Origin of the sequence: Pseudomonas orientalis, from assembly GCF_002934065.1 — a bacterium.
Classification (GTDB): Bacteria; Pseudomonadota; Gammaproteobacteria; order Pseudomonadales; family Pseudomonadaceae; genus Aquipseudomonas; species Aquipseudomonas orientalis_A.
The window spans coordinates 1139259-1165756 of record NZ_CP018049.1 but is presented as its reverse complement, the minus strand read 5'-3'; the positions used below and the strand labels follow the sequence as shown (position 1 = coordinate 1165756).

General features: G+C 58.3%; 28 protein-coding genes and 2 pseudogenes. 13 read left to right on the top strand and 17 right to left on the bottom strand.

The annotated features are described in order from the left end of the window. Positions 1-238: 238 nt before the first annotated feature. The gene (rlmF, locus tag BOP93_RS05230) at positions 239-1255 is read left to right on the top strand and encodes a 23S rRNA (adenine(1618)-N(6))-methyltransferase RlmF (RefSeq protein ID WP_065885923.1); all 1017 of its coding nucleotides are present in this window, start codon (positions 239-241) and stop codon (positions 1253-1255) included. 181 nt (positions 1256-1436) lie between these two features. Here rlmF and BOP93_RS05225 read toward each other — a convergent pair whose 3' ends face one another. After that, positions 1437-1718, bottom strand: a complete 282-nt coding sequence (locus BOP93_RS05225; protein ID WP_005785131.1) for an HU family DNA-binding protein — start codon at positions 1716-1718, stop codon at positions 1437-1439. Between the two features lie 397 nt (positions 1719-2115). On the opposite strand from BOP93_RS05225, the gene yejK reads away from it, so the two are divergent. Both yejK and BOP93_RS05215 read left to right on the top strand, forming a co-directional pair. After that, positions 2116-3120, top strand: coding sequence for a nucleoid-associated protein YejK (gene yejK, locus BOP93_RS05220; protein ID WP_065885922.1), 1005 nt, complete (start codon positions 2116-2118; stop codon positions 3118-3120). Next, on the top strand, positions 3120-3470 hold the full coding sequence (locus BOP93_RS05215) for a glutaredoxin family protein (RefSeq protein ID WP_104501791.1): 351 nt from the start codon (positions 3120-3122) through the stop codon (positions 3468-3470). Before yejK ends, BOP93_RS05215 begins: the two co-directional genes overlap by 1 nt. A gap of 232 nt (positions 3471-3702) precedes the next feature. On the opposite strand, the gene BOP93_RS05210 is transcribed toward BOP93_RS05215, so the two are convergent. Genes BOP93_RS05210 through BOP93_RS05190 form a run of 5 tightly spaced genes read right to left on the bottom strand, consistent with a single transcriptional unit; the run spans position 3703 to position 7463 of the window. Then, a complete protein-coding gene (locus BOP93_RS05210) occupies positions 3703-4680 on the bottom strand; it encodes a FecR family protein (protein ID WP_104501790.1) in 978 nt (325 codons plus the stop codon). After that, a complete protein-coding gene (locus BOP93_RS05205; RefSeq protein WP_104501789.1) occupies positions 4677-5255 on the bottom strand; it encodes an RNA polymerase sigma factor in 579 nt (192 codons plus the stop codon). The genes BOP93_RS05210 and BOP93_RS05205 overlap by 4 nt, the downstream gene beginning before the upstream one ends. A gap of 7 nt (positions 5256-5262) precedes the next feature. Then, positions 5263-5589 carry a DUF3325 domain-containing protein gene (locus tag BOP93_RS05200; protein WP_104501788.1) on the bottom strand — a complete coding sequence of 109 codons (327 nt, stop codon included), beginning with the start codon at positions 5587-5589 and terminating at the stop codon, positions 5263-5265. Then, positions 5590-7164: a PepSY-associated TM helix domain-containing protein gene (locus BOP93_RS05195; protein ID WP_104501787.1), complete on the bottom strand. Its 1575-nt coding sequence runs from the start codon at positions 7162-7164 to the stop codon at positions 5590-5592. It lies immediately after the preceding gene. Beyond that, on the bottom strand, positions 7161-7463 hold the full coding sequence (locus BOP93_RS05190) for a DUF3649 domain-containing protein (RefSeq protein ID WP_065894836.1): 303 nt from the start codon (positions 7461-7463) through the stop codon (positions 7161-7163). Before BOP93_RS05190 ends, BOP93_RS05195 begins: the two co-directional genes overlap by 4 nt. 170 nt (positions 7464-7633) lie before the next feature. Here BOP93_RS05190 and BOP93_RS05185 point away from each other — a divergent pair, with 170 nt between their 5' ends. The 3 genes from BOP93_RS05185 (at position 7634) to fecA (ending at position 11487) form a co-directional block, all read left to right on the top strand. Then, positions 7634-8122, top strand: a complete 489-nt coding sequence (locus tag BOP93_RS05185) for a sigma-70 family RNA polymerase sigma factor (RefSeq protein ID WP_065894835.1) — start codon at positions 7634-7636, stop codon at positions 8120-8122. Beyond that, positions 8119-9060, top strand: coding sequence for a FecR domain-containing protein (locus BOP93_RS05180; RefSeq protein WP_104501786.1), 942 nt, complete (start codon positions 8119-8121; stop codon positions 9058-9060). The genes BOP93_RS05185 and BOP93_RS05180 overlap by 4 nt, the downstream gene beginning before the upstream one ends. 90 nt (positions 9061-9150) lie before the next feature. Continuing rightward, on the top strand, positions 9151-11487 hold the full coding sequence (gene fecA / locus BOP93_RS05175; protein ID WP_104501785.1) for a TonB-dependent Fe(3+) dicitrate receptor FecA: 2337 nt from the start codon (positions 9151-9153) through the stop codon (positions 11485-11487). 170 nt (positions 11488-11657) lie between these two features. On the opposite strand, the gene BOP93_RS05170 is transcribed toward fecA, so the two are convergent. Beyond that, the gene (locus BOP93_RS05170; RefSeq protein ID WP_104501784.1) at positions 11658-12530 is read right to left on the bottom strand and encodes a LysR family transcriptional regulator; all 873 of its coding nucleotides are present in this window, start codon (positions 12528-12530) and stop codon (positions 11658-11660) included. Between the two features lie 104 nt (positions 12531-12634). Between BOP93_RS05170 and BOP93_RS05165 the strand changes: the two genes are divergently transcribed. Further along, on the top strand, positions 12635-14146 hold the full coding sequence (locus tag BOP93_RS05165) for an MFS transporter (protein ID WP_104501783.1): 1512 nt from the start codon (positions 12635-12637) through the stop codon (positions 14144-14146). A gap of 54 nt (positions 14147-14200) precedes the next feature. On the opposite strand, the gene BOP93_RS05160 is transcribed toward BOP93_RS05165, so the two are convergent. Together BOP93_RS05160 and BOP93_RS05155 are read right to left on the bottom strand one after the other, a co-directional pair. After that, on the bottom strand, positions 14201-14611 hold the full coding sequence (locus BOP93_RS05160) for an HPF/RaiA family ribosome-associated protein (protein WP_016978251.1): 411 nt from the start codon (positions 14609-14611) through the stop codon (positions 14201-14203). 213 nt (positions 14612-14824) lie between these two features. Then, positions 14825-15772: a LysR substrate-binding domain-containing protein gene (locus BOP93_RS05155; RefSeq protein ID WP_104501782.1), complete on the bottom strand. Its 948-nt coding sequence runs from the start codon at positions 15770-15772 to the stop codon at positions 14825-14827. A 137-nt stretch (positions 15773-15909) separates the two neighbouring features. Between BOP93_RS05155 and BOP93_RS05150 the strand changes: the two genes are divergently transcribed. Both BOP93_RS05150 and BOP93_RS05145 read left to right on the top strand, forming a co-directional pair. Further along, positions 15910-17286 carry an L-serine ammonia-lyase gene (locus BOP93_RS05150; protein ID WP_104501781.1) on the top strand — a complete coding sequence of 459 codons (1377 nt, stop codon included), beginning with the start codon at positions 15910-15912 and terminating at the stop codon, positions 17284-17286. Positions 17287-17591: 305 nt separating this feature from the next. Beyond that, entirely contained in the window at positions 17592-17909 is a 318-nt protein-coding gene (locus BOP93_RS05145; protein WP_065895761.1) for a DUF3509 domain-containing protein, read from the top strand. Here BOP93_RS05145 and BOP93_RS05140 read toward each other — a convergent pair. After that, positions 17906-18160 (bottom strand): annotated as a pseudogene (locus tag BOP93_RS05140) (phosphate-starvation-inducible PsiE family protein); the annotation flags it as partial. The gene BOP93_RS05145 and the pseudogene BOP93_RS05140 sit on opposite strands and share 4 nt — an antisense overlap. A gap of 346 nt (positions 18161-18506) precedes the next feature. Here BOP93_RS05140 and BOP93_RS05135 point away from each other — a divergent pair. Both BOP93_RS05135 and BOP93_RS27275 read left to right on the top strand, forming a co-directional pair. Further along, on the top strand, positions 18507-19472 hold the full coding sequence (locus tag BOP93_RS05135; protein WP_104501780.1) for a DGQHR domain-containing protein: 966 nt from the start codon (positions 18507-18509) through the stop codon (positions 19470-19472). Next, a complete protein-coding gene (locus tag BOP93_RS27275; protein ID WP_157943445.1) occupies positions 19469-20416 on the top strand; it encodes a hypothetical protein in 948 nt (315 codons plus the stop codon). Before BOP93_RS05135 ends, BOP93_RS27275 begins: the two co-directional genes overlap by 4 nt. 385 nt (positions 20417-20801) lie before the next feature. Here BOP93_RS27275 and BOP93_RS05130 read toward each other — a convergent pair whose 3' ends face one another. From BOP93_RS05130 to BOP93_RS05105, 6 genes and pseudogenes are all read right to left on the bottom strand, one after another. Beyond that, positions 20802-21758, bottom strand: a complete 957-nt coding sequence (locus BOP93_RS05130; RefSeq protein WP_104501779.1) for a hypothetical protein — start codon at positions 21756-21758, stop codon at positions 20802-20804. Between the two features lie 63 nt (positions 21759-21821). Beyond that, positions 21822-22271, bottom strand: coding sequence for a phosphate-starvation-inducible protein PsiE (locus BOP93_RS05125; protein WP_104501778.1), 450 nt, complete (start codon positions 22269-22271; stop codon positions 21822-21824). Between the two features lie 85 nt (positions 22272-22356). Further along, positions 22357-22656: pseudogene (locus BOP93_RS05120) on the bottom strand (phosphate-starvation-inducible PsiE family protein); the annotation flags it as partial. Positions 22657-22824: 168 nt separating this feature from the next. Next, positions 22825-23094 (bottom strand): type II toxin-antitoxin system RelE/ParE family toxin, encoded by a 270-nt coding sequence (locus BOP93_RS05115; RefSeq protein WP_104501776.1) that lies wholly within the window; start codon positions 23092-23094, stop codon positions 22825-22827. Beyond that, the gene (gene relB / locus BOP93_RS05110; protein ID WP_104501775.1) at positions 23084-23272 is read right to left on the bottom strand and encodes a type II toxin-antitoxin system RelB family antitoxin; all 189 of its coding nucleotides are present in this window, start codon (positions 23270-23272) and stop codon (positions 23084-23086) included. The genes BOP93_RS05115 and relB overlap by 11 nt, the downstream gene beginning before the upstream one ends. A gap of 153 nt (positions 23273-23425) precedes the next feature. Then, complete coding sequence (locus BOP93_RS05105; protein WP_104501774.1) at positions 23426-23671, bottom strand: DUF6124 family protein; 246 nt, start codon at positions 23669-23671, stop codon at positions 23426-23428. Positions 23672-24097: 426 nt separating this feature from the next. Here BOP93_RS05105 and BOP93_RS05100 point away from each other — a divergent pair, with 426 nt between their 5' ends. Next, a complete protein-coding gene (locus tag BOP93_RS05100) occupies positions 24098-24358 on the top strand; it encodes a YebG family protein (RefSeq protein ID WP_003171979.1) in 261 nt (86 codons plus the stop codon). Between the two features lie 54 nt (positions 24359-24412). Here BOP93_RS05100 and BOP93_RS05095 read toward each other — a convergent pair whose 3' ends face one another. Beyond that, the gene (locus BOP93_RS05095) at positions 24413-25432 is read right to left on the bottom strand and encodes a Leu/Phe/Val dehydrogenase (protein WP_104501773.1); all 1020 of its coding nucleotides are present in this window, start codon (positions 25430-25432) and stop codon (positions 24413-24415) included. Between the two features lie 187 nt (positions 25433-25619). On the opposite strand from BOP93_RS05095, the gene BOP93_RS05090 reads away from it, so the two are divergent. Further along, positions 25620-26423, top strand: a complete 804-nt coding sequence (locus tag BOP93_RS05090; RefSeq protein ID WP_104501772.1) for a SirB1 family protein — start codon at positions 25620-25622, stop codon at positions 26421-26423. Positions 26424-26498: the final 75 nt, after the last annotated feature.

The following is a 26498-nucleotide window of genomic DNA, read 5'->3' as shown; positions in this document are numbered from 1 at the left end:
GGCTTGAGTCGCGTAAAAAAAGAGACCTTCGGGTCTCTTTTTTTTGCCTGATCGTTCCCGATGTCCTGCTGTGAATGCAGTCAATGTGGGAGGGGGCTTGCCCCCGATGGCGGTGGGTCAGTTAACAGATAATTGACTGACACACAGCCATCGGGGGCAAGCCCCCTCCCACATTTGAACGAGTTGAGCTCAGGATGTGTGACAATGGCCGCCACTTTGAGCCAACACCAGAATCAACATGACCGCCCCCAGCACACCCAAACCACCGCGCAAGAAGCCTAAAACCGCCGCCACGGCCAAACCCGTCGCGCCACGCAAAGAGGCTACCCTGCACCCGCGCAACCGCCACACAGGCCGTTACGACTTCCAGGCGCTGATCAAGACCACGCCGGAACTGGCGCAATTCGTGATCATCAATCCCTATGGCAAAGAGAGCATCGACTTCGCCAGCCCCGACGCGGTGCGGGTGTTCAACCGGGCGCTGCTCAAGTCGTTCTACGGCATCCAGCATTGGGACATCCCGGCCGATTACCTGTGCCCGCCGGTGCCCGGGCGCGCCGACTACGTGCACTTCCTTGCCGACCTGCTGGCCAGCGTCAACGACGGCAAGATTCCGCGCGGTTCCATCGTCAAGGTGCTGGATATCGGCATGGGCGCCAACTGCGTCTACCCGCTGATTGGCTACATGGAGTACCGCTGGAACTTCCTCGGCTCGGAGGTCGACCCTATCGCCGTGGCGGCTGCCAAGGCCATCGTGCAGTCCAACGACTTGAGCAAAGTCATCGAGTTGCGCCAGCAACCCAACCCCAAGCACATCCTGTTGGGCCTGCTGGAGCCTGCCGAACGCTTTGACCTGACCATGTGCAACCCGCCGTTCCACGCGTCCATGGACGAAGCCACCAAGGGCAGCGAGCGCAAGTGGCGTGCCCTGGGCAAAGCCGACCCCAAGCGCAAGTTGCCGGTGCTGAACTTCGGCGGCCAATCGGCCGAACTGTGGTGTGAGGGCGGCGAAGCGCGTTTCGTGACGCAACTGATCGCCGAAAGCGCGCATTTTGCCCACAAGGTGCTGTGGTTCAGCACACTGGTGTCAAAAGCGTCAAACCTGCCCGCGATCGAGACGGCATTGAAAAAGGCCGGCGTGCTGGAAAGCCAGGTGGTGGAAATGTCCCAGGGGCAAAAGCAAAGCCGCTTCGTCGCCTGGACCTTCCAGACCAAGAACGAACAGCAGATCTGGCGCCAGCGCTGGGTGCGCTGACGCCCACACTGTAGGAGCGAGCTTGCTCGCGAAAAACGCCAAGGCGCCGCGTTCAACCAGGACGGGCGCGTTATCGTTAACGTCTTTCGCGAGCAAGCTCGCTCCTACCGTTGCAAACAAAATCGCAGGCAACAAAAAACCGTGCCCGGATCACTCCGGAGCACGGTTTTTTTACGGCGTCTTACTTGTTAACAGCGTCGGTCAGGCCTTTGGCCACAACCAGCTTGATAACTTTCTTGGCAGCGATTTCGATGGCAGCGCCAGTCGAAGGGTTACGGCCGGTACGGGCAGGACGCTCGGTCACTTTCAGCTTGCCGATACCTGGCAGAGTGATTTCGCCGCCGTTTTCCAGCTGATCGGCAACGATCTGGCCCAGTTGGTCCAGCGCTGCGCGCGCGGTGGTTTTCGGCGCGTCGATAGCTTCAGCGATATCAGCGATCAGTTGGTCTTTAGTCAAAGCCATTGTGGTGTTCCTTCCCTATCAAATTCATATGGATTGCAGAGTGCAGTGTCAGCCGTCGAGCCCGACCGTGTCGGCCTGGCGCCCCGGCTATAACCTTTGGAGAACGGGGTTATAGATGCTTGAAACGGGGATTGGTTCGACCTGACAAATGCTGAATGCACGCTTAACGCCGAGACTTGGCGTAAGACGGGGCAAAACTAGCACAGAGACGGGGAAATATCCGCCTCAACATACCCATTTGGTCAGCTTTATCGCTCTAAAGCGTGAAAAAACCCCATATGCACGGTGGGAGAACATCCAAACCGCCCTTCCAGGCGCGTCTTGACCAACGGGTGCGGTACACTGGGCAACTTTTTGCGGGAGGCTCAACGCTCCCCTTCAACCAGCCGAGAAGCCTATGCCGATCCGTCATTGCATCGTCCACCTGATCGACAAAAAACCCGACGGCACACCCGCAGTTCTGCATGCCCGTGATTCAGAGCTGTCCGAGTCGGCCGCCATCGAGAACATGCTTGCCGACCTCAACGAGAGCTACAACGCCAAACAGGGCAAGGCCTGGGGTTTCTTCCATGCCGAGTCCGGCGCGCACCCGTTCAGCGGCTGGTTGAAGGAATACTTTGACGGTGGTCAGGATTTCACCACCTTCAGCCGTACCGCAGTGGAACATCTGCAGAAGCTGATGGAGGAGTCCAACCTGTCGACCGGCGGTCACGTACTGTTCGCCCACTACCAGCAAGGGATGACCGACTACCTGGCCATCGCCCTGCTGCACCACAGCGAAGGCGTGGCGGTGACCGACGAGCTGGACGTGACGCCCTCGCGCCACCTGGACCTTGGCCAACTGCACCTGGCAGCGCGGATCAACGTGTCCGAGTGGCAGAACAACAAGCAGTCCAAGCAGTACATCTCGTTTATCAAGGGCAAGAACGGCAAGAAGGTCTCGGAGTATTTCCGCGACTTTATCGGCTGCCAGGAAGGCGTCGACGGCCCGGGCGAAACCCGCACCCTGCTCAAGGCGTTCAGTGACTTCGTTGAAAGCGAGGACCTGCCGGACGAGTCGGCGCGCGAGAAAACCAAGACCCTGGTGGACTACGCCAGCAGCCAGGCCAAGCTTGGCGAGCCCATGGGCCTGGAAGAACTGTCCGGCCTGATCGATGAAGAGCGGCCCAAAGCGTTCTACGACCATATTCGCAACAAGGACTACGGTCTGTCGCCGGAAATTCCTGCCGACAAACGCACCCTCAACCAGTTCCGCCGCTTCACCGGCCGCGCCGAAGGCTTGTCCATCAGCTTTGAAGCCCACCTGCTGGGCGACAAGATCGAATACGACGAAGCCGCCGGCACCTTGATCATCAAGGGCCTGCCGACCCAACTGACCGACCAGCTCAAGCGCCGCAACTGATGCTTGGCGGGGTCTTGAAGAAAGTCCTGCTGGTGTTGCTGGTGGTGGTGGTGATTCAGAACTGGGGTAAGATCGAGCGACTGCTCAACCCCTCGCAGGTGGCATCCGAGCAGGTACGCGCCTCGGCGCGCGTGGTGCTCTATTCCACCGAGTGGTGCGGCTATTGCAAGCAGATTCGACGTTTTCTGGACCAGAAGGGTATTCCCTACCAGGCCTTCGATATCGAGAAGGATGCCCAGGCGCGCAAGGCGTATGAAGCGTTGGGCGGCGGCGGGATTCCGTTTGTGGACGTCAACGGCACCTTGATCCGCGACTACAACCCCGAGGCCATCATGGCCGCCCTGAAATAACCCGACCCTCGAAAACACCGCAGATCAAATGTGGGAGGGGGCTTGCCCCCGATTGCGGTGTATCAGCTACAGATAGGCTGACTGACACAATGCTATCGGGGGCAAGCCCCCTCCCACATTTGGTTTGTGGCAGCCTAAGAAACTAGCTTCGAGCGAGACCCTCGCCGCGTGTAACCTTCTAGTGACAGATTCTGGTGATTGCGATGACGGTTCGGTAAACGGCGCCGTGCGCCTAGCGCAACACAATCACTCGCCCCAGCAGCGTGTATTGCTCGAAGCCGAGGACCGCTTGCAAGGCCTTCAACACGGCGGCAGGGTCGTCGCTTGGAAAGCTGCCGCTGACGCGCCTGGCGCCCATCTCGGCATTGAGCAGGAGGATGCGGCCCGGGTAGTAACGTGCGAGGTCCCTGACCACCTCGGCCAGCGGCGCCTTGTAGTAATTGAGCCAACCGTCGCGCCAGGCCAGGCGTGATTCGCTGTCCACCGAGTGCAGCGGCTCGGCTACACCGTCGGCGTAGGCCACTTGCTGGCCTGCCGTCAGAATTTGCTGCGGTGCCTGTGCGGACGGCGTCACGCCAACCTGGCCGGACAGCACGGTCACCTGGGCCCCTGCCGGTTGCAGGCGCACTTCGAACTGTGTGCCCAGCACCCGCGTTTCTCCATCGCCCGCCTCGACCACGAAGGGCTGGCCGGTGTGGACAACGCGGAAAAAACCGGCCCCGCGACGCAATTGGATATGCCGCTCGCCGTGACTGAAATCCACCGCAATCGCGCTGTCGGCGTCGAGGGTGACGTGGGACTGATCGGCCAGGGTGACGGTCCTCACCTGCCCTGGCGCCGTCACGTAATCGGCGCCAAGGTCATCGACCCAACGCGACGGCTGCCAACCGGCGCCCATCGACACCATCAACAACAAACAGGCCGCCATGGCCAGGGCGCCGGCCCCACGCACCAGGCGCGAGCGCCCGGAACGGCGCATCGCATCGAGATAACCCTGCAAGGCCTGTGCGTCTTCGTCGGCCAGGGTGCGTGCCGGCACCTCGCTCAACTCCCACAGCACCTGTGCCTGGGCGTAGGCTTCGATATGGGCGGGGTCGGCGCGCAGCCATCGGCTGAAGGAGGCTTGATCGCCGCTGCCGGGCTGGTCGTGCAGCCGGCTCAGCCAGTCGAGCGCGGCCTGTTCCTGGGCGGGCGTAGGAGTGACGTTCACGATGCGTTCCCTGGCGTACGTGGGACTGACGGTTCGCGCAGGCTCGCCTTGCACGCGTGCAGGGCACGCATCATGTGTTTTTCCACGGCGCTTTGGGACAGGCCCATGGCCTTGGCGATCTCTGCGTATTTGCGCCCGTGAATGCGGTTGAGCAGGAAAATCTGCCGGGTGCGCTCGGGCAGACTGCGCAAGGCGGCTTCGACATGGCGCAGGTCATTGCCCGCTTCGAGAGCCGCCTGGGGTTCCCAGCTCTGGTTGTCTTGTTGCTCCGGCAACCAGCCCTCATTGCTGCGCACGCGGGCGCCCTCGCTGCGCAAATGGTCGATGGCGATATTGCCGGCGCAGCGCAGCAGGTAGGTGCTGAGTTCTTCGACCTGCACCAGCGGACGGCGCCAGAAGCGCAGGAACAGGTCCTGCACCAGATCAGCCGCCGTGGCGCGGCAACCGACACGACGACTGACCAGGGCCTCCATCTGCGAACGCTGGGACAGGAACACCTGGAGGAAATGCGCACGCCCACCGGCCGCGTTCGGGTGCGAACTGTCTTGGGGTTCGGGCGGCGGGCTGATCACCATGGGCCGCTCAGAAAAGCCCAAACGCCGCGACAGGGCTGGCCAGCAGGCCGACGCCCGCAAGGATCAAAGCCAGCCGTGGCCGGTACGGCAACAGCAGCACCAAAAGCAGGGCGCTGAGCATGAGCACCGCGCACCACTCCACCAGGCCCTGACCCCAACCGGTGACGGCCACCGCCGGCCAGATGGACAGGGTCAGCAGCAACCAGCCGAGCGCACGCAAGCCCAGGCGCCGTGCAGGCGTGGGTTTGCTGCGCAGCAACTCGCCGTGATGACGATCGGTGGCCAGGCACAGCGCGGTAAACCCGGCGTAGCACAGCAGCAGCGCGAGCAACATTCAGCCGGCCTCCTGCTTGAACGCCAATGCACGCGCGCGCTCTGCCTTGGGCTGCAACGCGGCGCGGCGCTGCATCTTCCAGGCCGCCCATGCCAGGAACAGGCCGCTGAACAAGCACGTCAGGTCGAAGCCGGCCATGGCCCAGTCACCGCTCATCAGCGAAGTGCCCAAGTGATAAGGCGTAGTCAGGGCATTAATCAACGGGATGGCCACAAACAGCAGCGCGCCCAGGCTCAACTGCTCGACCCAGCCCTGGCGACCGCGCCGCAACGCGGCATGGAGCAGGCTCAGGCCCCAGGCGATAAAGAAGCTCTGCACTTCCCAGTCGGAACGTTCGGCCACACTCACCGGCAGCAGTCGATTGGCCCAGAAAAACGCCGCGATGGCGATCATCAGCCCCGACATACTGGCGATGTTCAGCACCTCCACCAACCGCAGTTCAAAGGGCATCACACCGGTTTTGGCGTGCTTGAGCTGACGCTTGCCAAGCCATATCACCAGGCCTGTGCCGATCATCGCCGTGCCTGCCAGGCCGCAGATGAAATACAGCCAACGCAACACCGGGCCGGCGAAATGGCCCATGTGCAAGCCGTAGAAACTGCCACCGATGACCGACGGCAGGGACGGTTCGCCACTGACCCGCAACACCTGCCCCGTGGTGCCGTTGAACGAAACGGTGCTGCCGAAATCATGCACCACGCTGTCGGACCCGGCGCGAAACACATTCACCGAAGCGTTGACGTCGCTCGGATTATTCACCGCCAGGCGCCCCACATGCCCACCCGCCCACTGTTGCTGCGCCTGCTGGTACAGCGGCCACAACGGCAGCAACGTACCCGGCTGGCCGAGTGCGGGCGCATTATCGGAACTGGGAAACACTTCATTGAAGAAGGCACGGCTGTCATTGCCATAGGAGGCCACGATCGGCGCCGGCATGACCATGCTCATGAAAATCACCAGGCTGCTGTAGGTGATCATCAGGTGAAACGGCAGCACCAGCACGCCCACCGCGTTGTGCCCGTCCAGCCAGGAGCGCTGGCCCTTGCGCGGGCGGAAGGTGAAGAAGTCCTTGAAGATTTTCTTGTGGGTAATGATGCCGGTGATCAGCGCCACAAACATCACCATGGCGGCGAGGGTCGACAGCCAGCGGCCCCATGGGTAAGGCATCTGCAGTTGGAAGTGGAAGCGGTAGAAGAATTCACCGCCCATGCTTTCGCGGGCCTGGACCGCCTGGCCGCTGACCGGGTCGAGGACTTTCTGGATGAAGTTGCCGCGCTTGCCGGGGTCGACCTTGTCTTGCCACATGACTGACAGGCCGGGGTCGCGAGGGGTGGGCAAGGTAATGAACCAGCGCGCGGCCGTGGGCGCCTGTTGCTGCAGGTAGTCTTGCGCTACGGCGAGGCTGCGCGCGTCGTCCAGCGGATGGGCCTGGACTTCGGGCTGCATCCAGTGGGTTATTTCATCCTTGAAATAGGCCAGGGTGCCGGTCAGGAAAATCGCAAACAGCAGCCAGCCGAAAATCAATCCGGCCCAGGTGTGCAGCCAGGCCATGGCTTGGCGAAAACCCTCTTTCATGTGCGCACCACCCAGAACCCAATGCCCGCCAGGGTCGCGAGCAGGGCGCTGGGCAGCATCACCCCCGCCCACGCACGCCACGCGGTGCGGCAGGCGAAACACCAGAGCACCGCCAGCAGGTAGAACACGAATGAACTCATCATGCCGACAATCACCGCGTCGGCGCGCGTCGTCGGCAGCCACAGCGCAAGGCAGATCGCGGCCAGCGAGGCCGTCAGATATCCACCGACCACAGCCGCCAGTACACGCGAAGTGACGGCGAGGCGATAAGAGGCGGGCAGTGAGGTTTTGCTTTTCATGCGGCAGGCGCCAAGTTCATCAGCGCGCAATATTAATGATAAATATTCTCATAAGCAAAAGAGAACGGATAAATCACCTGCTCGGGTCGATTGCCGAACCGTGTTTGCGGCCCTACAATGCGAACAATTCTTGTTCTCTAAAGCATGCCGATGCTGATGGAGTGATCACGTTGCCGCCGTCCAACACCGTCGAAGTTCTGTACAACGACCATCACCACTGGCTCACCGGCTGGTTGCGACGCAAGCTCGGCTGCCCGCAAAGCGCCGCCGACCTGGCGCACGATACCTTCATTCGCGTGCTCAGCGCGCGGGAAGCGCCCACGCTGATCGAACCGCGCGCCTTTCTCACCACGGTCGCCAAACGCGTACTGTTCAACTACTACCGTCGCCAGGACCTGGAACGCGCCTACCTCGACGCCCTGGCGCAAATGCCGGAGCACGTCGCGCCGTCGGAAGAAGACCGCGCAATCATCCTGCAAACCCTGGTGGAACTGGACCAACTGCTCGACGGCCTGCCGGTGCAGGTCAAACGCGCGTTCCTTTTGGCCCAGCTCGATGGCCTGACCTACGCACAGATCGGCGCGCAACTGGGCATTTCCATTGCCACGGTCAAGCGCCACCTGCATAAAGCCGCCCTGCGCTGCTACTTCGCCCTATGAATGTCTCGACCCAGGTTGCCGAACAGGCTGTGCACTGGTTGCTGCAAATGCAGCAAGGCGCGCTCGACCCGCGCCAGCAGGCGGCCTGGCAGCAATGGCTGGAGGCGCATAGCGAACATCAGCGTGCGTGGGACCAGATCCAGCGCGTCAACCAGCGCCTGCGTGGCCTGCCTTCGCCCCTGGCGCACGCGGCGTTGAATGCACCGACCTCCACCAGCCGGCGCCAGGCGCTGAAGCTGTTGTTGATCCTCGGCGCAGGTTCGGCGGCAGCCTGGAGCCTGCGCCAGCAACATATTTTGCCGCCGTTGACGGCGGACTACCGCAGCCCTGTCGGCCAGCGTCGCCGCGTGCAGCTGGCCGACGGCAGCCAGTTGCAGCTCAACACCGGCAGTGCGGTGGATGTGCATTTTGATGGCCAGCAGCGCCTGATCCGCCTGCTCGAAGGTGAAATCCTGCTGACCGCCCGCGCAGGAGCCACGCCGCTGCGCGTGCTGACCGGCCAGGGCTTGCTCAGCAGCCAGGCGGCGCGCTTGAACGTGCGGCAGTTCAATGACCATACCCAATTGGCGGTGCTCGATGGCCGTGTCGACGTGATGCCCAACCACTACAGCGGCCTGCCGCTGAGGGTGGACGCCGCGCATCAGGTCAATTACACCCGCAAGGGCTGGGACAGCCCGCGCGCTATCGACGCCAACAGCGGCGCCTGGGCTGACGGCATGCTGGTGGCCGCGCATATGCGCCTGGAAGACTTCCTCGGCGAACTCGGGCGCTATCGCCGGGGCCAGCTCAACTGCGACCCGCAGGTGGCAAACCTGCTGCTGTCCGGCAGTTATCCGCTGGATGACAGCGAACGCATTCTCGATCTGCTGGAAGTCAGCCTGCCGGTAAAAGTGCGACGCTTTACCCGCTATTGGGTGACGGTTCAGGCCCGTGCGTGAAGTTTTTTGAAAAACGCTGAGCCGTTTTCCCTACGTCGCGTGACAGAGAAGGAAAGCCACCTTGATCCTTCCTTCTCAGGACCACCCTTCATGCCCCTGCAACCGACGCTTCTTGCCCGTACCCTGCGCCAACTCTTGCTCGGCGCCAGCCTCAGCCTGGCCGCGCTGCCCCCGGCGATGGCGGCCGACACCAAGGCCTATCACATCGCGCCGACGAGCCTGGAAGCGGCCCTGAACCAGTTCGGCCGTGAGGCCGGGGTGCTGGTGTCCTTCGGTTCCGAGGTCACCGCCGGTCGGCAAAGCCCCGGTTTGACGGGCAACTACAACACCGCCGAAGGCCTGGATAAACTGTTGGAAGGTAGTGGCCTGCAAGCCCGCGCCGAGGGTGACAACGCCTACAGCCTGCAACCGGCCGGCGCCCCGGCCACCCTCGAGTTGCAAACCTCCAACGTGGTCGGCGACTGGCTCGGCGATGCGGCGCAGACCAACGTGTTCGAGCACCCCGGCGCCCGTGACGTCATCCGCCGCGACGAATTCGAACGCCAGGGCGTGACCCAGGCCCGCGACGTGCTCAACCGCATCCCCGGCGTCAATGCCCCGGACAACAACGGCACCGGCAGCCATGACATGGCGCTGAACTTCGGCATTCGCGGGCTCAACCCACGTCTGGCATCGCGCTCCACGGTGTTGATGGACGGCATTCCCGTGCCCTTCGCCCCCTATGGCCAGCCGCAACTTTCGTTTGCACCGATCAGCATGGGCAACATGGACGCAGTGGACGTGGTGCGCGGTGGCGGCGCGGTGCGCTACGGTCCGCAGAACGTCGGTGGCATCGTCAACTTCGTGACCCGCGCGATTCCGGATGCGCCCACCGTCAAAGGCGGCCTGCAGACCGAAACCAGCCCGTCCTCCAGCCACGACGGCTTCAAGACTACCGGCAACCTGCTGGCCGGCGGCACCGCCGACAATGGCCTGGGCGGCGCACTCCTGTACTCCGGCACCCGTGGCGGCGACTGGCGTGAAAACAGCGACACGCGCATCGATGACCTGATCCTCAAGGGTAAATACCAACTGGATGACGCCAACAGCTTCAACGCCATGGCGCAGTACTACGACGGCCAGGCCGATATGCCCGGTGGCTTGAACGTCAAGGACTACAAGGCCGACCCGTACCAGTCGACCCGCCCCTACGACAAGTTCTGGGGCCGCCGCACGATGTTCAACGTCGGCTACCGCTACGAGCAGGATCGCCGTGAGTTCACGGTCAACAGTTTCTTCACCAAGACCCTGCGCAGCGGTTACCTCGATCAAGGCAACTTCCTCTCGCTGTCACCCCGCGAGTATTGGGTGCGCGGCCTGGAAACCCGCTTTGCCCAAGGCTTCGACCTCGGCCCCACCAGCCACGAAGTCGGCGTCGGCTACCGCTACATCAACGAAGCCGGCCACGAGTTGCGCTACCGCACGCCGATTGCCGCCAACCAGCAAATCCCCACCACCGACAGCCGCAACGACCGCGACACCCGTGGTGGCACCGAAGCCAATGCGTTCTTCATCGACGACCGTATCGATATCGGCAAGTGGACCCTCACGCCGGGCATCCGCTACGAAATGATCGAGTCCCAACAGACCAACAACCTGAGCAACGTCAAATACAAGGGCGACTACAACACCGCGCTGCCGGCGTTGAACGTGCTCTACCACCTCACCGACGACTGGAACCTCTACGCCAACACTGAAGGCTCGTTCGGCAGCGTGCAGTACAGCCAGATGCCCAACCGCGTGAACAGCGGCGAAGTGAAGCCGGAAAAAGCCCGCACCTGGGAGCTCGGCACACGCTATGACAACGGCAGCCTGCGCGCGGAAATCGGTGCGTTCCTGATCAACTTCGACAACCAGTACGACAGCAACCAGACCAATGACACCGTGATCGCCCGCGGTGAAACACGCCACCAGGGCATCGAGTCGAGCATCAACTATGCCCTCGACGGCGTGAGCCCGGCGCTGGCCGGCTTCGACGTGTATGCCACTTATGCCTATGTCGACGCGACCATCCGTGAAGACGGCCCGAACAAAGGCAATCGCGTGCCCTTCTCGTCCAAACACAAAGGCACCCTCGGCGTGGGGTACACCGAAGGCCCGTGGAAGCTCAACCTGGACAGCAGCTACCAGAGCAGCCAGTTCGCCGACAACGCCAACACACAGGCCGAAAGCGCCGACGGCGCCAACGGACGCATCCCGGGCTACATGCTGTTCAGCAGCCGCGCAGCCTATGACTTCGGCCCGCAGCTGTCGGACTTGAACCTCGCGGTCGGGGTGAAGAACATCTTCAACAAGCAGTACTACACGCGCTCGTTCGACGATAACAACAAGGGCAAATACGTGGGTGAACCGCGCACGGTGTATGTGCAGACGTCCATCGCGTTCTGACTGTCAGCCTTCAATTTGCAGGCCACAACACATCCAATTGTGGGAGGGGGCTTGCCCCCGATGGCAATGTGTCAGTCAGCTTATCTGTAGCTGACCCACCGCTATCGGGGGCAAGCCCCCCTCCCACATTTGATCCTCAGTGTGTTCAGGACTGGCGTGCATCCGAAGCTCTAACTGCCCGCCAGGCAACTGGGCGTGGCCGCGACCAGTGCATCAATGGCGCAACGTGTCTTGGCCGGCATGTGCGGCGCCGTCGGCCAGATCACATGGATGGGGGCCGGCTGTTCGCGGTAACCGGGCAGCACCGCCTCCAGTTGCCCGCGCAGCGCATAGTGGGCAATCAACCAACTCGGCAACCAGGCCAGGCCCACGCCCGCAATCGCCGCGTCGGCCACGGCCTGAAGATCGTCCAGCACCAGGGGCGTGACCAGGCGCGAACGATGGGCGTTGTTGCTGCGGTAGGCAATGCCGCGATGCAGCGCCAAGTCCTCGATACGTTCAATTCGCCCCCTGCGCTGCAGATACGCCGGTGACGCCGTCAGGCCCATGACCTGCTCCCCCAGACGCCGCGCAATCAGGCGGTCGGTATCCGGCAACGGGCCGATACGCACGGCAATATCGAAGCCTTCCTGCGTCAGATCGATCATGCGGTCGGAGAAGCAAATCTCGATCTCGAGTTCCGCATAGCGATCCATCAAGCCCCACAGGGCAGGCGCGGCATAGTGGTGACCAAACGCCAGCGGCAAACTCGCGCGCAAGCGTCCGCGCGGCTGCTGGCGGCCGCTTTCCAGCACGGACTCGGCGGCCTCCAGCTCCGCCAGCGCGCGCAGACAGTGCTCGTAGTAGGCCTGCCCATCCTCGGTCAGACGCTGGCGGCGTGTGGAGCGTTGCAACAGGCAGGTGCCCAGGCGCGCTTCAAGCCGCGCCAGGCCCTTGCCCACCGCCGAACGCGTGAGGTTCAGCCGCTCGGCGGCGGCGCTCAGGCTGCCGCTCTCAACGACTTGCAGAAACAGCTCGACACCATCGAAACGTGGGGTAGACATCGCAGATTGTCGCCTTGAATTCCCTTATCAAAGGAAAAGTTATCGCAAATAAAGAACTCTATTCCCGAGAGAATAATCCCTCCCTCTCTCTTAAGGAACTGCGTATGCCACCCGCCGCCGCTCTACCGGCCCTAAGCCCGGCGCATGCCGCCAGAAATGGCCTGGCGCTCACCGCCGTGTGCCTGGTGGCCCTGATGTTCGGTCTGGAAATTTCCAGCGTACCGGTCATCCTGCCCACCCTGGAACGCAAATTGGGCACGGGGTTTCAAGATGCCCAGTGGGTCATGAATGCCTACACCCTGGCCTGCACCAGCGTGCTGATGGCGGCGGGCACCCTGGCAGATCGCTTTGGCCGTCGACGCGTGCTGGTGCTGTGCCTGTGGGTGTTCGGTCTGGCTTCACTGGCGTGTGGGCTGGCCAATGACGCTTCCACGTTGATCGTGGCGCGCTTCGTCCAGGGCATCGGCGCCGGCGCGATGATGATCTGCCAGTTCGCGATTCTGTCGCACTTGTTTCGTGAACCGGCGGCACGTGCCCGGGGCTTCGCGATCTGGGGCGTGATTGCCGGCGTGGGCCTGGGGTTCGGGCCGATGGTCGGTGCGCTGATCCTGGCAGTCGCCGATTGGCGCTGGGTGTTTCTCGCCCACGTGCCGCTCACTCTGCTCACCCTGGTGCTGTTGCGCATCAGTGTGCAGGAATCCCGCAACCCGGCCAGCCATCGCCTCGATATCGCCGGCATGCTGACCTTGACGCTGTCGGTGTTCGCCCTGGTCTACTTCATCACCCAGGGCACCGAGCACGGCTTCGCCACACCGGCCATGCTCGGCTGGGCGGGCCTGGCGCTGGTGGCGTTGCTGCTGTTCGTCGTGGTTGAAAAGCGCAGCGCCCATCCGATGTTCGATTTCTCGGTGTTCCGTATCCGGCGCTTCAACGGTGCGCTGATGGGCTCGATCGGCATGAACTTCAGCTTCTGGCCGTTCATGATCTACCTGCCGCTGTATTTCCAGGCGGGCCTGGGCTACGACACCCTGACCACCGGCGGCGCCCTGCTCGCCTACACCCTGCCGACCTTGCTGGTGCCCCCATTGGCCGAACGCCTGGCCCTGCGCTACGGCGCCGAACGCATCATCCCGCTGGGCCTGGCGACCATGGGCGCGGGGTTTCTGGCGATGACCGTGGCCAATCTCGCGGCACAGCCGGACAGCCTGCTGATACTGCTCGGTTGCGTGATGGCCGGCACCGGCCTGGCGCTGACCAACTCGCCCACCACCAACACCACCACCGGCGCCGTCTCGGCTGATCGCGCAGGCATGGCCTCGGGCATCGACTTCAGCGCCCGCCTGATCACCCTGGCGCTCAATATCGCGCTGATGGGCCTGGTGCTGTTGTTGGGGATCAGCCATCACCTGGCCGATGTACTGCCGCCGGGCACGGCAATGGAATGGCCTGCCCTCAGCCAGCAACTCGCGGCGGGCAAGCTGGATGCGCCGGGATTGGCGCTCAACGAGGCCCGTGCGGCTCTGCGCAGCGGTGCCGGTTGGGCCATGCTCTTTGCAGGCTTGGGTGCGTGCGGACTGGCGCTGCTCAGCGGGTATTTCTTCAAACAGCGCCGTTAAACGAAAACGGGCCTGCATGCGCAGGCCCGTCTTCAATGGGGAGTCAAAAAACTGTCAGCCGTTGAATACGGCCCGTTCTTTTTCCAGAAACTCCTGTTCAAGCTCATCTTCATTGACTTTGGTGGTCGGCTGGTTTTTACCGGCAGCGCGGGGCTTGCCTTGCAGTTTGCCGAACAGATGTTCCAGCGCATGGTCGAGCTTGGTGGCCGCGCCATCGATCGCTTGTTCCAGCGTATCGGCCTTGTGCAGCACCGAAAGCGGTTGGTGGCCTTTTGGCCGGGCCTCGAGGCGGCAACTTAAATCGTGGGGACCGGGCTTGTCGCCGTTCTCATCCCGCAGGTAGACCTCCACACGGGTCAGGTCTTCTTCATAACGTTCGAGCGTGCTCTCAATGGTGGTACGTACCCACTCCTCCAGTCGGATGCTGCTTTCAATATGGTTATCGCTATTGACTTGGATTTGCATAGTTCTTCCCTTATTTCAGCTAGCTCGCCAGAGATCACAAACTGCAACACCGGGGTGGTGAAACCATGACCTCTTGGTTACACAATTGAGCACCTGCTGAAACATTTCAACCCCTTTGCAAAGATAAATCCTACATTACAAATTAACCCTGACGACGAGCAAGAACGCTGGTAGGGTGGGGAGTTAGTTACAACTTCTTACGTCCTGTTTTCCTCACAATGGCGCCGCTCCCAACGGGTGCAAGGCGCGAAAAATCCCCGCTTCTTCCACCAGCCAGTCGTGCACCGCCCGCACGCCGGGGTGACTCAATGCACCCGGCGCATACAGCAGCACGTAGCGTTTATGGTTGGGCACGGCCAGGCCAAACGGCACGATCAGGGTCCCTCGCTCCAGCTCATCATTGAGCAAGGTGCGCCGCGCAATGGCTACGCCCATGCCGGCAATGGCGGCTTCGATGGTCAGGTGATTGCGGTTGAAGGTGTGCCCGCGACGCACATCGGCATCGCGGTAACCGATTTCATTCAGGTAGAACTCCCACTCGGCATACTCATAACTCCCACGCCAGGCGGTGATGTCGTGCAGCAACGGAAAGTGGGCAAGGTCGGCCGGTCCATGCAGTGGCGGCCGGCCACGCAACAGGCTGGGGGCGCACACCGGAAATATCTGCTCATCCAACAGGGCTGTGGATAACAATCCGGGATAGCTGCCGTCGTTCAGGTCGATGGCCAGGTCGAAGTCGCCCTCGTGCAGCGCGACGCTGCTGTCTTCGGCAACCATGCGCAACTGAATATCCGGAAAACGCTGCTGCAAGCGTGGCAGGCGCGGGGTCAGCCACTTGCCGAGAAACGACGGAATCGAGCGCAGGCGCAAGGTGCCGCTGATCATCCCGGCGTCCAGACGCTGCAATTCGGCGTCGATGCTGCCGTAGGCCTCCCCCACCACCGTCGCCAGGCGCTGCCCTTCGGCGCTGAGCTCCACACCGCGTGCGCGGCGGTGAAACAGCCTGAAGCCCAGGCGCTCTTCCAACTGACGGATCTGCTGGCTCACCGCCCCCGGCGTGATGTGCAGTTCTTCGGCGCAACGGGTAAACGAAAGGTGCCGCGCAGCACAGGAAAAAACATGCAGCCAGACGTAGGTCTGGCCATGGAGGGGCCGGGTCATAGCGTTTAGTCCTGCTAAAGGGTGTCTTAGGATAATTCGTTGGTCAGTGCCGATCCAGAGGCTCAGTATCGCGCCAATTCCGCCTGCTCTACAAAACATGGCAGCGATTCCTACTCCATTGCTTGTAAGGCTTTAGCATGGCTATCAGTGTCTTTGATCTATTCAAGGTGGGCATCGGCCCGTCCAGCTCCCATACCGTCGGCCCGATGCGCGCTGCGGCGACCTTTGCCCAGGCGCTGACCGACCAGCAGTTGCTCAGCGAAACTCGCCGCGTCGAAGTGCGTTTATACGGTTCGCTATCCGCCACCGGCGTCGGCCACGCCACTGACCGCGCCTGCGTGATGGGCTTGATGGGCGAATGGCCGGATCAGGTCGACCCCACTTCGATCAACGCGCGCATTCAGCAACTGCGCGAGTCCGGCCAGTTGTTACTCGCCGGCCAACAGGCCATTGCCTTCGACTGGCACACCGACCTGCTCCTGCTCGTCGAAAGCCTGCCATACCACCCCAATGCCATGTCCCTGCACGCCTACGGCGACGGGGGCCTGTTGAGCGAGCAAACCTACTATTCGGTGGGCGGTGGTTTCATCATCGAAGCGGCCGAAGCCGCATCGGGCATTGCGCCGACCAGCGACGTTGAATTGCCCTACGACTTTTCCAGCGCCGTTGAACTGCTGGCCTTGTGCAACAAGCACGGCCTGCGGGTTTCGGAATTGATGATGGCCAACGAACGCGCCTGGCGCAGCGACGAAGCCATCCGCAGCGGCCTGCTGCATATCTGGTCGGTGATGCGCGCGTGCGTGGAACAGGGTCTGCGCGATGAAGGCATTCTGCCCGGTGGCTTGGACGTCCCGCGCCGCGCGGCGAAATTGCACCGCAGCCTGCTGGAAATCGGCAAGCCCAATGTCATCACGTCAACCTTATCGGCCATGGAGTGGGTCAACCTGTTCGCCCTCGCCGTCAACGAAGAAAACGCCGCCGGCGGGCGCATGGTCACCGCGCCGACCAATGGCGCGGCGGGGATCATTCCTGCCGTGCTGCATTACTACATGAAGTTCAATGCCGACGCGTCTGACGACGACGTGGTCAATTTCTTCCTGGCCGCCGCCGCCGTCGGCATCCTCTGTAAAAAGAACGCCTCGATCTCCGGTGCCGAAGTCGGCTGCCAGGGTGAAGTCGGCTCGGCCTGCGCCATGGCCGCCGCCGGGCTGGCGGATATCCTTGGCGCCACCCCCGAACAGTTGGAAAACGCCGCCGAAATCGGCCTGGAACACAACCTCGGCCTGACCTGCGACCCCGTCGGCGGCCTGGTGCAGGTGCCGTGCATCGAGCGCAACGCCATCGCAGCCGTCAAGGCGATCAACGCCACCCAAATGGCCCTGCGCGGCGATGGCAAGCACTTCATTTCCCTCGACCGGGTGATCCGCACCATGCGCGACACCGGCGCCGATATGCATGACAAGTACAAGGAAACTTCACGGGGCGGCCTGGCGGTCAGCTGGGTGGAATGCTGACTGCGCTGTCTGCGATCGTTTTCTCGATACTGCCCTGAAACAGGTCACTTCCCCCAAGCACAACACAGTTCAAATGTGGGAGGGGGCTTGCCCCCGATAGCGATCTTTCAGCCAAGTATTCATTGGCTGATGCACCGCCATCGGGGGCAAGCCCCCTCCCACCTTAAAAGCCCAGCACCTGTACGGCACGCCCCTTGCTGTAGAGCTTTTGAGGAAAACGGACTTTGGCCGGTGGTCAGGCAACGCGAACTATTCCCGACACCGGTCGTCAATGACTGCATGTTCTTATCAGGCGGTAACGCACCATGGACAACCCTTTTCAGATCATCACCGACACCTTCAGCCCACAATACCGCGTCAACCTGAGCATCCAGCGGCTGGACGGCAGCATCATGCTCACCCTCTCCGATGACAGCGGCGTAGTGGCCAAGCGCATGATCAGCGCCGAACAACGCAACGACCCGCAACGGCTCAAGCGCCTGGTGCAAAGCATCCAGTTCGGTATTGCCATCGAGCAGGGTCACAGCGCCATGGAAATCCTGGCGGTGATGACGGATGGGGACAATCACAAGCTGTTGCAGCGACCGCCCACCCGCCACCTGCCTTTCAGCGTCGGGCTCTAAAGCTCGCCCTTCTCGGTCTCCAGGCTCGCCTCGCCCTTGCGACGCGGGCCTTCGACTTTCACCGAAGGAAACGCCGACGACGCGTAGCGCACTACCAGAATCGCGAAGGCCAACAGCAGAATCCCACCGCACAAGTAGATAATGCCCACGTCCGGCGGATTGTGATGGGACACGTTGGAGATCAGCAGCCGCGTCAGCGCGGTGATGGCCACGTAGATCAGGAAGCGCACGGGCATGTGGTTGGTCTTGAATGCGTAGCTTCCCTAATTATCCGTAAAAAACTAATCTTTGCGCCCAGATTAGACCAAAGAAGCTACACCAGACTCGCTCCCTACCCAGCCATAGACAGAAGTCTGGTCGGTTGAGAGTCTTGACGATCGCCGTTTGAAAAGTCTCGTACGCGACAACCGAACGGACTAAGCTTTGCACCGTATTTCGCAAAATCAGGGCAAAAAATAGGCAGCTCCTCATCTCGACGCAGTGAGCCCATGTCCCGTGATCGACTAACCCTATGAGCTAGGGATACGAGCACCGCTTCGGGCAGACTGGATGTGGTAGGATCTTTGCTATAGATAGCCCTTTGACATGGTGCCAGAAATGACAGAAAAGACTCGACACTCGATTAGTCTTGTTACTCAAGGCAAACATAAGTTTTATACGTTAACTATCCCCAGTGACATCCTCGCTAAATGCTGCTTTGCTACCAGCCGACAGGAAGATCCTATTGAGGGGTTTCAACGTGTTTTAGACAAAAAACGCGCGGAAGAAATTGCAAAGTATATCGACTCTGGGCTAGGTACCATTCCGAGTTCTATTGTTTTATCCGCTCAACCCGAGGCTGAGCTTGAGATAATTGGCAGGGGAAAAACTGCGGAATTCAATATCTCACCAAAATCTTTTCTAATATTAGATGGTCAGCACAGAGTCTATGGCTTTACTCTAGCAAAATCAGAGCTGAGGGTTCCAGTTGTAATATTTAACGGTCTTAGCCGAAAAGACGAAACCCGTTTATTTATTGATATAAACTCAAAGCAAAAAGGTGTACCCAACGAGCTTCTTCTAGACATTAAAAGTCTTGCGGAATACGAAGGAGATCCAGAGCAGCGTCTGCGAGAACTCTTCGACACAATGGATGAGGATGCAGAAAGCGCTCTTTATAATAAACTCTCAAGATCAGCGAAAGCAAAATTAAAAATCTCCCGCGTTACATTTAACACGGCAATGAAACCACTACTCCCTATGTTCGAAGGGAAAGATCAAGATGAAATTTTCTCAACCATCAACAATTATCTAATCGCTTTCGCCTACAACTTAAAATCTATTGACTGCGAAGATCAGTTGACTAACTCAACCGTTTTCAAAGCTTCGACAGCTTTTTTCCCTTCTGTCGCGTCAAAACTTAAAGATAGATTCGGACCAATTTACACTCCAGACAATTTCAACGAAGTTCTCTCCACAGCATTTAAAGGATCAAGCGCTTCCAAATTCAAAAAACCTGGAAACTCGTTCAACGAATTAGCTCTACACTTGGAAGGAAAATTAAAATCTGGCTTCACGCTATGATCGACTTCAAATTATTTCGACCTTTGTACTCTACAAAAATCTCTCAAAGCCTTGGGCATTCCTTGTGCGATTTTAAATCTTGGATCGCTCAAGGAAGGTATCAAGTATCTAGCATTTTGCCTAATGGAGATATAACATTATATATTCTAGACCACGACTCGTTAAACGAAACCTTAGGATACGATCTCGCAAGATTTACATGTGCAGCTTTCGAGTCGATGCTTGATATAAATGAAGACATACAGTTCCCAAAAGCAACGGCTTGGCCGGGCATAAAAACATATTACGCTTCTTTTTTTAGCGCCCACGCCTTGTTAAGATTGTTCGGAGTATCGTGCTCACAAATCGAGTCCACGCAAGCCGCATTACTATCTAAGTATGCAAAAATTTACGGAGTAACTTGTAACGCACAAGCTGGCTTTTATGTCGCCAATTTCTCCCCTAGCACAAATTCTTTAACATTAAAAAAAATGAAAGACACCCATGGAGACACATGGAAATCTTTTAACAATCAACTCATTGCACTGAGCAACGAAGTACTTCAAGTACCGGGCATCGCACAAAACAAAAGTGACACATCCGCATTCCTCCTAAAACTTTCTGATTCTCTTTGCGGCTCTGGGAGAATGCCTGAAGGCAATTGGCCTTCATCTTACAGAAACAATCTTAACTACAAACAGGACTATCAAGCTTGGTATCCCTACCACAAAACATCGATCAAAATAAAAAACATAAGAAACTATCTCACAAAATGGGCAAGTGTAGAATTCAATCCAAATCTGGGGCTTCTCGAAAGCGACGAACGCCTTAGATTTTTCGGGACTTGCTCAGCGATATTGCATTTGCTTGCAAACCTATCTACAGAAATTTCTAGTACAGCAAAAAAGGGCTCCATTCATAAAAAAAGAACATCAAAGCTACTTTCTCTTACTAGTAAACCTTAAACAGCAAGACACCCACAGCAGTATAGAAAAGACCAGATTCAAGGATTCACTACACGGCTAATTTTTTTGCACTTCGATAAATATCAAGTCTGCATTTCACAAATAACCGCGTACATAATCGTCAACCAAAAACACGAGCGTCGGCTTTCGGAAACTGCTGAGTAAGCCATTTACCAAAAATCAAGAAACCTGTGCCTTATTCATCAACACTTACAACGACACCAATACACCCCCTTCACTTCTACCTAATCACAGCCCAAGAAATCCAACTTACAGCACTCACCATAGCCCATTAAAATTAGTTGTTTAAAAACATGACTCAACCTCCAAGCATGACTTTTACAAAAACGGTATAACAGTTTAAACCAATAAAATTTAAGCGCACTTAAGAAACTCTTTCTGGATGTCCATATTCGATAACATCCCAAGGCGCATTCCTAAACTGAAAATCATATTCCGTAAAGGGCATTTTATCCGAAACTCCTAGATAGTATCCAAATAGCAACCTGCTTACATTCTGGGCCAATTTAAACATTGAAAATTTACTTACCTCTAGACTTCTCTCAAGTAGCTCATCTCTAAACCATTTTCGCTTACCTCTTTTACGTTCAAAACCATGCTTAACCATCCACTCGGAAAGACATAGCGACAACTTCCTTCGGTGCTCGACATCATAAATCAACCCATGTCCGTAGAAGGCGTTCCTCACATGGGAGATAACATCAATCTCTTGATCTATGAATTTTATATTAGCCTTAATTATTGCACGTCGCTCGGGATCGTTATTCTTATACTTAAAAGCCTTATTAATTATTTTCTTGTAACCCTTGTTACCTAGCGTACTGTATTTCCCCCGAACATCAAGCGCGGCATTTGCCAAACACTCTATTGACAAAGCGAAAAGTCCAATTGTGTAAGGCATATACAAATCTGCCATTTGCACTCCCAAACAGTAGTTTGCAAGCGCCTTATGGATATAGTTATTTTTCCATTTAGAATTTGACTTCAAAGGTCTAACCTCAACCTTTTTAATATATTTTATAAAATCCTCATATTTGAAATACAAATCACCTCTCACGAACGAACATGTTGAATTCGTGACCGCATACGGATCTGTAGCAGACTCACCAAAATAAAGAGTCAACCACATTAATAGATCATACTCAACAGCCTCCCCATCTATCCTACAGACTAAATAGCCATGATTTTTTTTAACTCTGACATCAGAAAAATCTAAATAGTATTCAATATTTCTGTAGCTAAATTTAAAAACCCAACTATCTCCGAGCACCACCTTACACATGTTAAAGTGCGAAAGATTCTCGTTTATTTCTAGCTTCACCTTAGTTCCTACCCGACTATTTATTTTGAGTTCTGTCTACTAGGGCCCGTAAGTTTTTAGTTCTCAATCACTCCTCTCTTTCACTGAGGGGTATTTTGATGAAGAATATCGAACAACCAGAATCGAAACAGCCAGCAGCAACACACCACCACAGACATAAAGAATCCCAGTATCAGGTGCATTGTGATGAGAAACATCACTGATCAACAATCGAATGAGTGCGGTCACGCCAATATATAAAAGAAAACGCAAAGGCATATGATTTGTTTTAAAATAGATGCCCGCCATGGCCAACAATTCAAGATAGATAAATAGCAATAAAATATCATCAATTGTAATTTTCGGCTGCTGAAGCATACCTATAAATGTAGAAACTCCAGCCCAAACAGTGATTAATCCAATTGCAAAAAGGGCGAGGTAGTGAAACGTTTCTACAAATAAATTACCAATTGAATCAGCACCACCATGCAGCTTTTTGCGCAGGCTTTCAGCCCATTTCACTTCTTGCGTCATCGTACCACCACTGTTCAAAAATTGAGCGAATCAAGCCAACTACTTTGCGCGTCCGAAGCGGGTCATGCACACCACGCCCCTAAATTATCAGGACTTGCAACGTTTTTCTGAGCGGCAAAAAATTGTTAGAAACGTGTACCTTGGTCTTGAAATAAATCCCGACCATCGCGCCCAATTCCAAATAGATGAACAGCAGCAAGATGTCATCAATCTTGATGTGCCCGTTCTCCAGCATCCCCAGAAATCCCATCACCGCCGCCCAGGCAGTCACTGCACCAATGGCGAGCAGCGCCAGGTAATGGAACGACTCCACAAACAGATTGCCCAGCGACTCGGCCAGCCCATGGACTTGCCGGCGCAGCTTTTCGGCCCAGTTGATTTTCACGATGTTGCTTCCTTAGGTCGGTGCGACCGGATAATGCGGGGTGCAGGTGACGGTTGTTCTGCATGCAGAAAAAAGGCCAGCGGTGTGCATAAGATGATGGCGGGGTGACATGAGGCACGTACGACGATGAACAGAGTAAGTGCTCTGCTCATCCGCGAAGCAGATGTATCAAGGATATCGCTGGCGAGCGTGTAAAACTGAGAGCACCCGAACGCTGTCTGTTACCTGATAGACAACCAGATAATTCGGGTGTACCACCATCTCTCGCGTACCAATAACGCGCCCTGGGCGATAGAGATGGGGTCTACGGGAGAGCGCCAAAACTGAGGCTTCTATTGCTTGGTTTAGCTCAAGCGCTGCAACTGGATTGCGGTCGCTGATGAAATCAGTAATTTGCCGGAGTTGTGCCCGCGCTGCGGGGGCCCACTCAATCAGCATCGCCTTGCTTGCGTTTTGATTCAATCAGCGCACGCATTTCCGCCATCACCTCATCATGAGGAATGCCAGGGTTTGGATCATCAAGAGCAGCCTGTACCTTGGCACGAAACCAGCGGTCGTAGCTGTCGGCCTGCTCTTCGTTATCTGCTTGGATATCAGAGGAAAAGGAAGTGTCCATAAAAACCTCCGTTGTCGACGAGGAAGGAGTCTAGTCGCTGGCGTTTTCGCTGTCGTGCTCCGAGCGATGAAGTGAGTAACAGAAAAAATCCGCTCTCCACCAACCAGTTTTTTAGACCGTTCCCACGGGCGTGGGAACGATCAGGCCTTAGCATCAAGCTGGTGCGACTTGCTCAAGCGCCCGGTCGACTAGCAGACCGCCCATTTCAACCAGTTGGTGAATTGCCAGGACCAAGCTTCGCTGTGGACCTTCAAGGTCGAATGCAAGCGTATTAGCCATTTCACGGGCGCTGTTCAAGGTTTCGCTGGCGTTTGCCAGCAAGGTTTCTGTATCAGCTTCAGGCGTGACACTGAACAGCGTCGAATCGCTAGATGGGGGATTGGGAGTAATTTTTTTCATTGGGCAAAACCTTTCGTAGGGGTAACAGGCACCGCCTGCCGCCAAGCAGGTTGGATGACGGATTGCACAAGGTTGGCGGACCGGTACGAAAGAAACCCGGCACCCCGAAGGGTCCGTGCGCAACCCGCCATGACACAGAAAATCAAACGCCATTAGCGCCTGCATCTGATTAGAGCGTTATTGCGCCTTTCGTATCGGGCCGCCAAGCCCGCTCGCTGCAAATGCAGCGCCCGAGGAAGGTAAGCCACCGGACAATTCCAGCGCAACCCCGGCAAGTTGTCAGAAATTTCCGGTGTAGCAAACCCCCATTTCCCAACTACATTAAAAACCTGCTATCCAAACCCCGGCGTTTGGCTTATGCTTTTAGCTGTATATAAATACAGTAGTCGCAAAAGACAACTATCGTGAAGGCATGTGAGGTGGTGAATGGCCGTCGAAGTGGTATACCGCAGCAGCCGAGATCTGGAGCGTTTGTTCATGGATAAAGCCGAAGCTGATCGTCATGACAAGATGCTTGAACTCGCTGAGTTGCTGGCAGAAGTGTTGCAGAAAGCCGTGCCGTCCTTGAGCGAGCAGCAGGTGGAGGAAGCCGGGATCTACATGGCGAAGAACCGCGATGTGTTTGCCAAGGCGTTCAAGAGCCAGCCGGACGCGTTGTCCGAGTTGCTGAACGCGGCGGCGGAATAAAGCCCGAATTGAACAGGCCCTGAATCATCGATTCAGGGCCTTTTTAATGCCGGGTCAGGGGTAGAGCAGGCGCTCGGCGAGTTCGTCCGCGACCCGTGCCGGGGAACGTTTTTCGGCTTGGGCGTGGGCGTAGATTTCGGTCAGGCGCCTGCCGATGTTGGACAGGTGCGCGGTGATGCTCGGCAGCTCGGCGCCGCTATGTTTGAGTGCGACGTAGATCAGGCCGCCGGAATTGATCACGTAGTCGGGCGCGTAGAGGATGCCGCGGCCTTCCAGTTGATCGGCGATGTCCAGGCTGGTCAACTGCGCGCTGGCGGAACCGGCCACGGCGGCGCAGCGCAGTTGGCCCACGCTCTGGCGATTGAGCACCGCGCCCAGGCCGCACGGGGCTAGGATGTCGCAGGGGGTGCTGAGCAAGGCGTCGTTGGCGATGGGGTGCGCGCCCAGTTGCTCCATGGCCAGTTGCACCTTGCCGTGGTCGATATCGCTGACCAGCAGTTCGGCGCCCGCCGCATGCAGCTGTTCGGCCAGGGCGTAACCGACATTGCCCAGGCCCTGCACCGCCACGCGCAGGCCTTCGAGGTTATCGCTGCCCAGGCGGGCCATGGCGGTGGTGCGGATGCCGGTGAACACACCCATTGCAGCGTGGGGCGCCGGATCGCCGGCGGCACTGGTGCTGGTGACAAAGCGGGTGTGTTGGGCGATGCAATCCATGTCGGCGACCGAGGTGCCGCTGTCGATGGCGGTGATGTAGCGACCGCCGAGCTGCTCGACACAGCGACCGAAGGCTTCAAACAGCGCCGCACGACTCTCCACATGGGCAGGGCGCAGGATCACCGCTGTGCCGCCGCCTACCGGCAGGCCGGCCAGGGCGGCTTTGTAGCTCATGCCCTGGGCCAGGCGCGCGGCGTCGGCCAGGGCTGTTTCATCGTCGGGATAGGCCAGGTAGCGGCAGCCGCCCAAGGCAGGGCCCAGGCGGCTGTTATGGATGGCGATGATCGCCTTCAGCCCGGTCACCGGGTCGACGCTCAGGTGCAGCGATTCCAGGCGGGTGCTGTGCATGAGCGCAAACATCGTCGTGCTCCCGAATCACTTCTGGTGGTGGATCCAGTATAGGCTTGCGGCAGAAAAGTGCTGGATTGCACTGGAATAAGCCGCCCAATTTCGTAGGTTCTGCGACATAAGCGAGCGGGATATTTCTTAAGGCGCTGGACGAAAATTCCCAGCAAGGCTAAAACGAGAGCATCCGCCGGAGAATGCAATGAATCCCCGCACAGCTTTTTTCGCCTGCCTGGAGCGTTCACCCCCTGCGCTGTTCGAAGCCGCGCTGTGGGTTGCCGCCGAACACGACGCCGCCGTGCAGCCGTTGCTGATCCTGCAGGCAGTCGGCCTGTTGCAACAGCAGGTCAGCCTGGGCATGCCGCTGCTGCCGGCCGACGAACTGGGCCAACCGTTGCTGCGGCGCATGAATGACCTGGGGTTTGCCCAGGATGATTTGACCCCTTTGCGCCCCGCCGCCGCCTTGCTGGACAAGGTGTTGCAGCGCAAGCGCGGGCAACCCTTGGCCATGGGCCTGATCGCCCTGGAACTGGCGCGGCGCCTGGATATCCCCATGGTGGGCGTCAATTTCCCCGGCCACTTCCTGCTGCGGGTGCCCGGTGCCGATCACCTGCTGGACCCCTGTGGTGGCCGACGCCTGTATCCCAACGACTGTCGCGAACTGTTGCACCGCCAATACGGGCCGAATCTCAAACTGCAGGCCGAGCACCTGCATACCGCCGAGCCTCGCTCGATCCTGCAGCGGCTGTCACGTAACCTGCGCCAACTTTACCTGGCCAACGACGAACCGCTGGCCGCCTTGGTGGATGCCGAGCGCGTGCTGGAACTGGGCAATGCCAGCGCCGCCGATTACCTGGCACGCGCCAGCCTGTATCAGCGCCTGGACTGCCCGAGCGCCGAGCGCTTTGATCTGGAACACGCATTGATGCTCAGCGAAGACCCGATCCAGCGTCTGCGCCTGACCGAGCGACTCGGCCATCTGCCGCCCAATTCAGTGGTGCATTGACCCAACTCCCACTGTAGGAGCGAGCTTGCTCGCGAAAAAACCCAGGACACCCCGTCTAACCAGGATGCCCGCGTT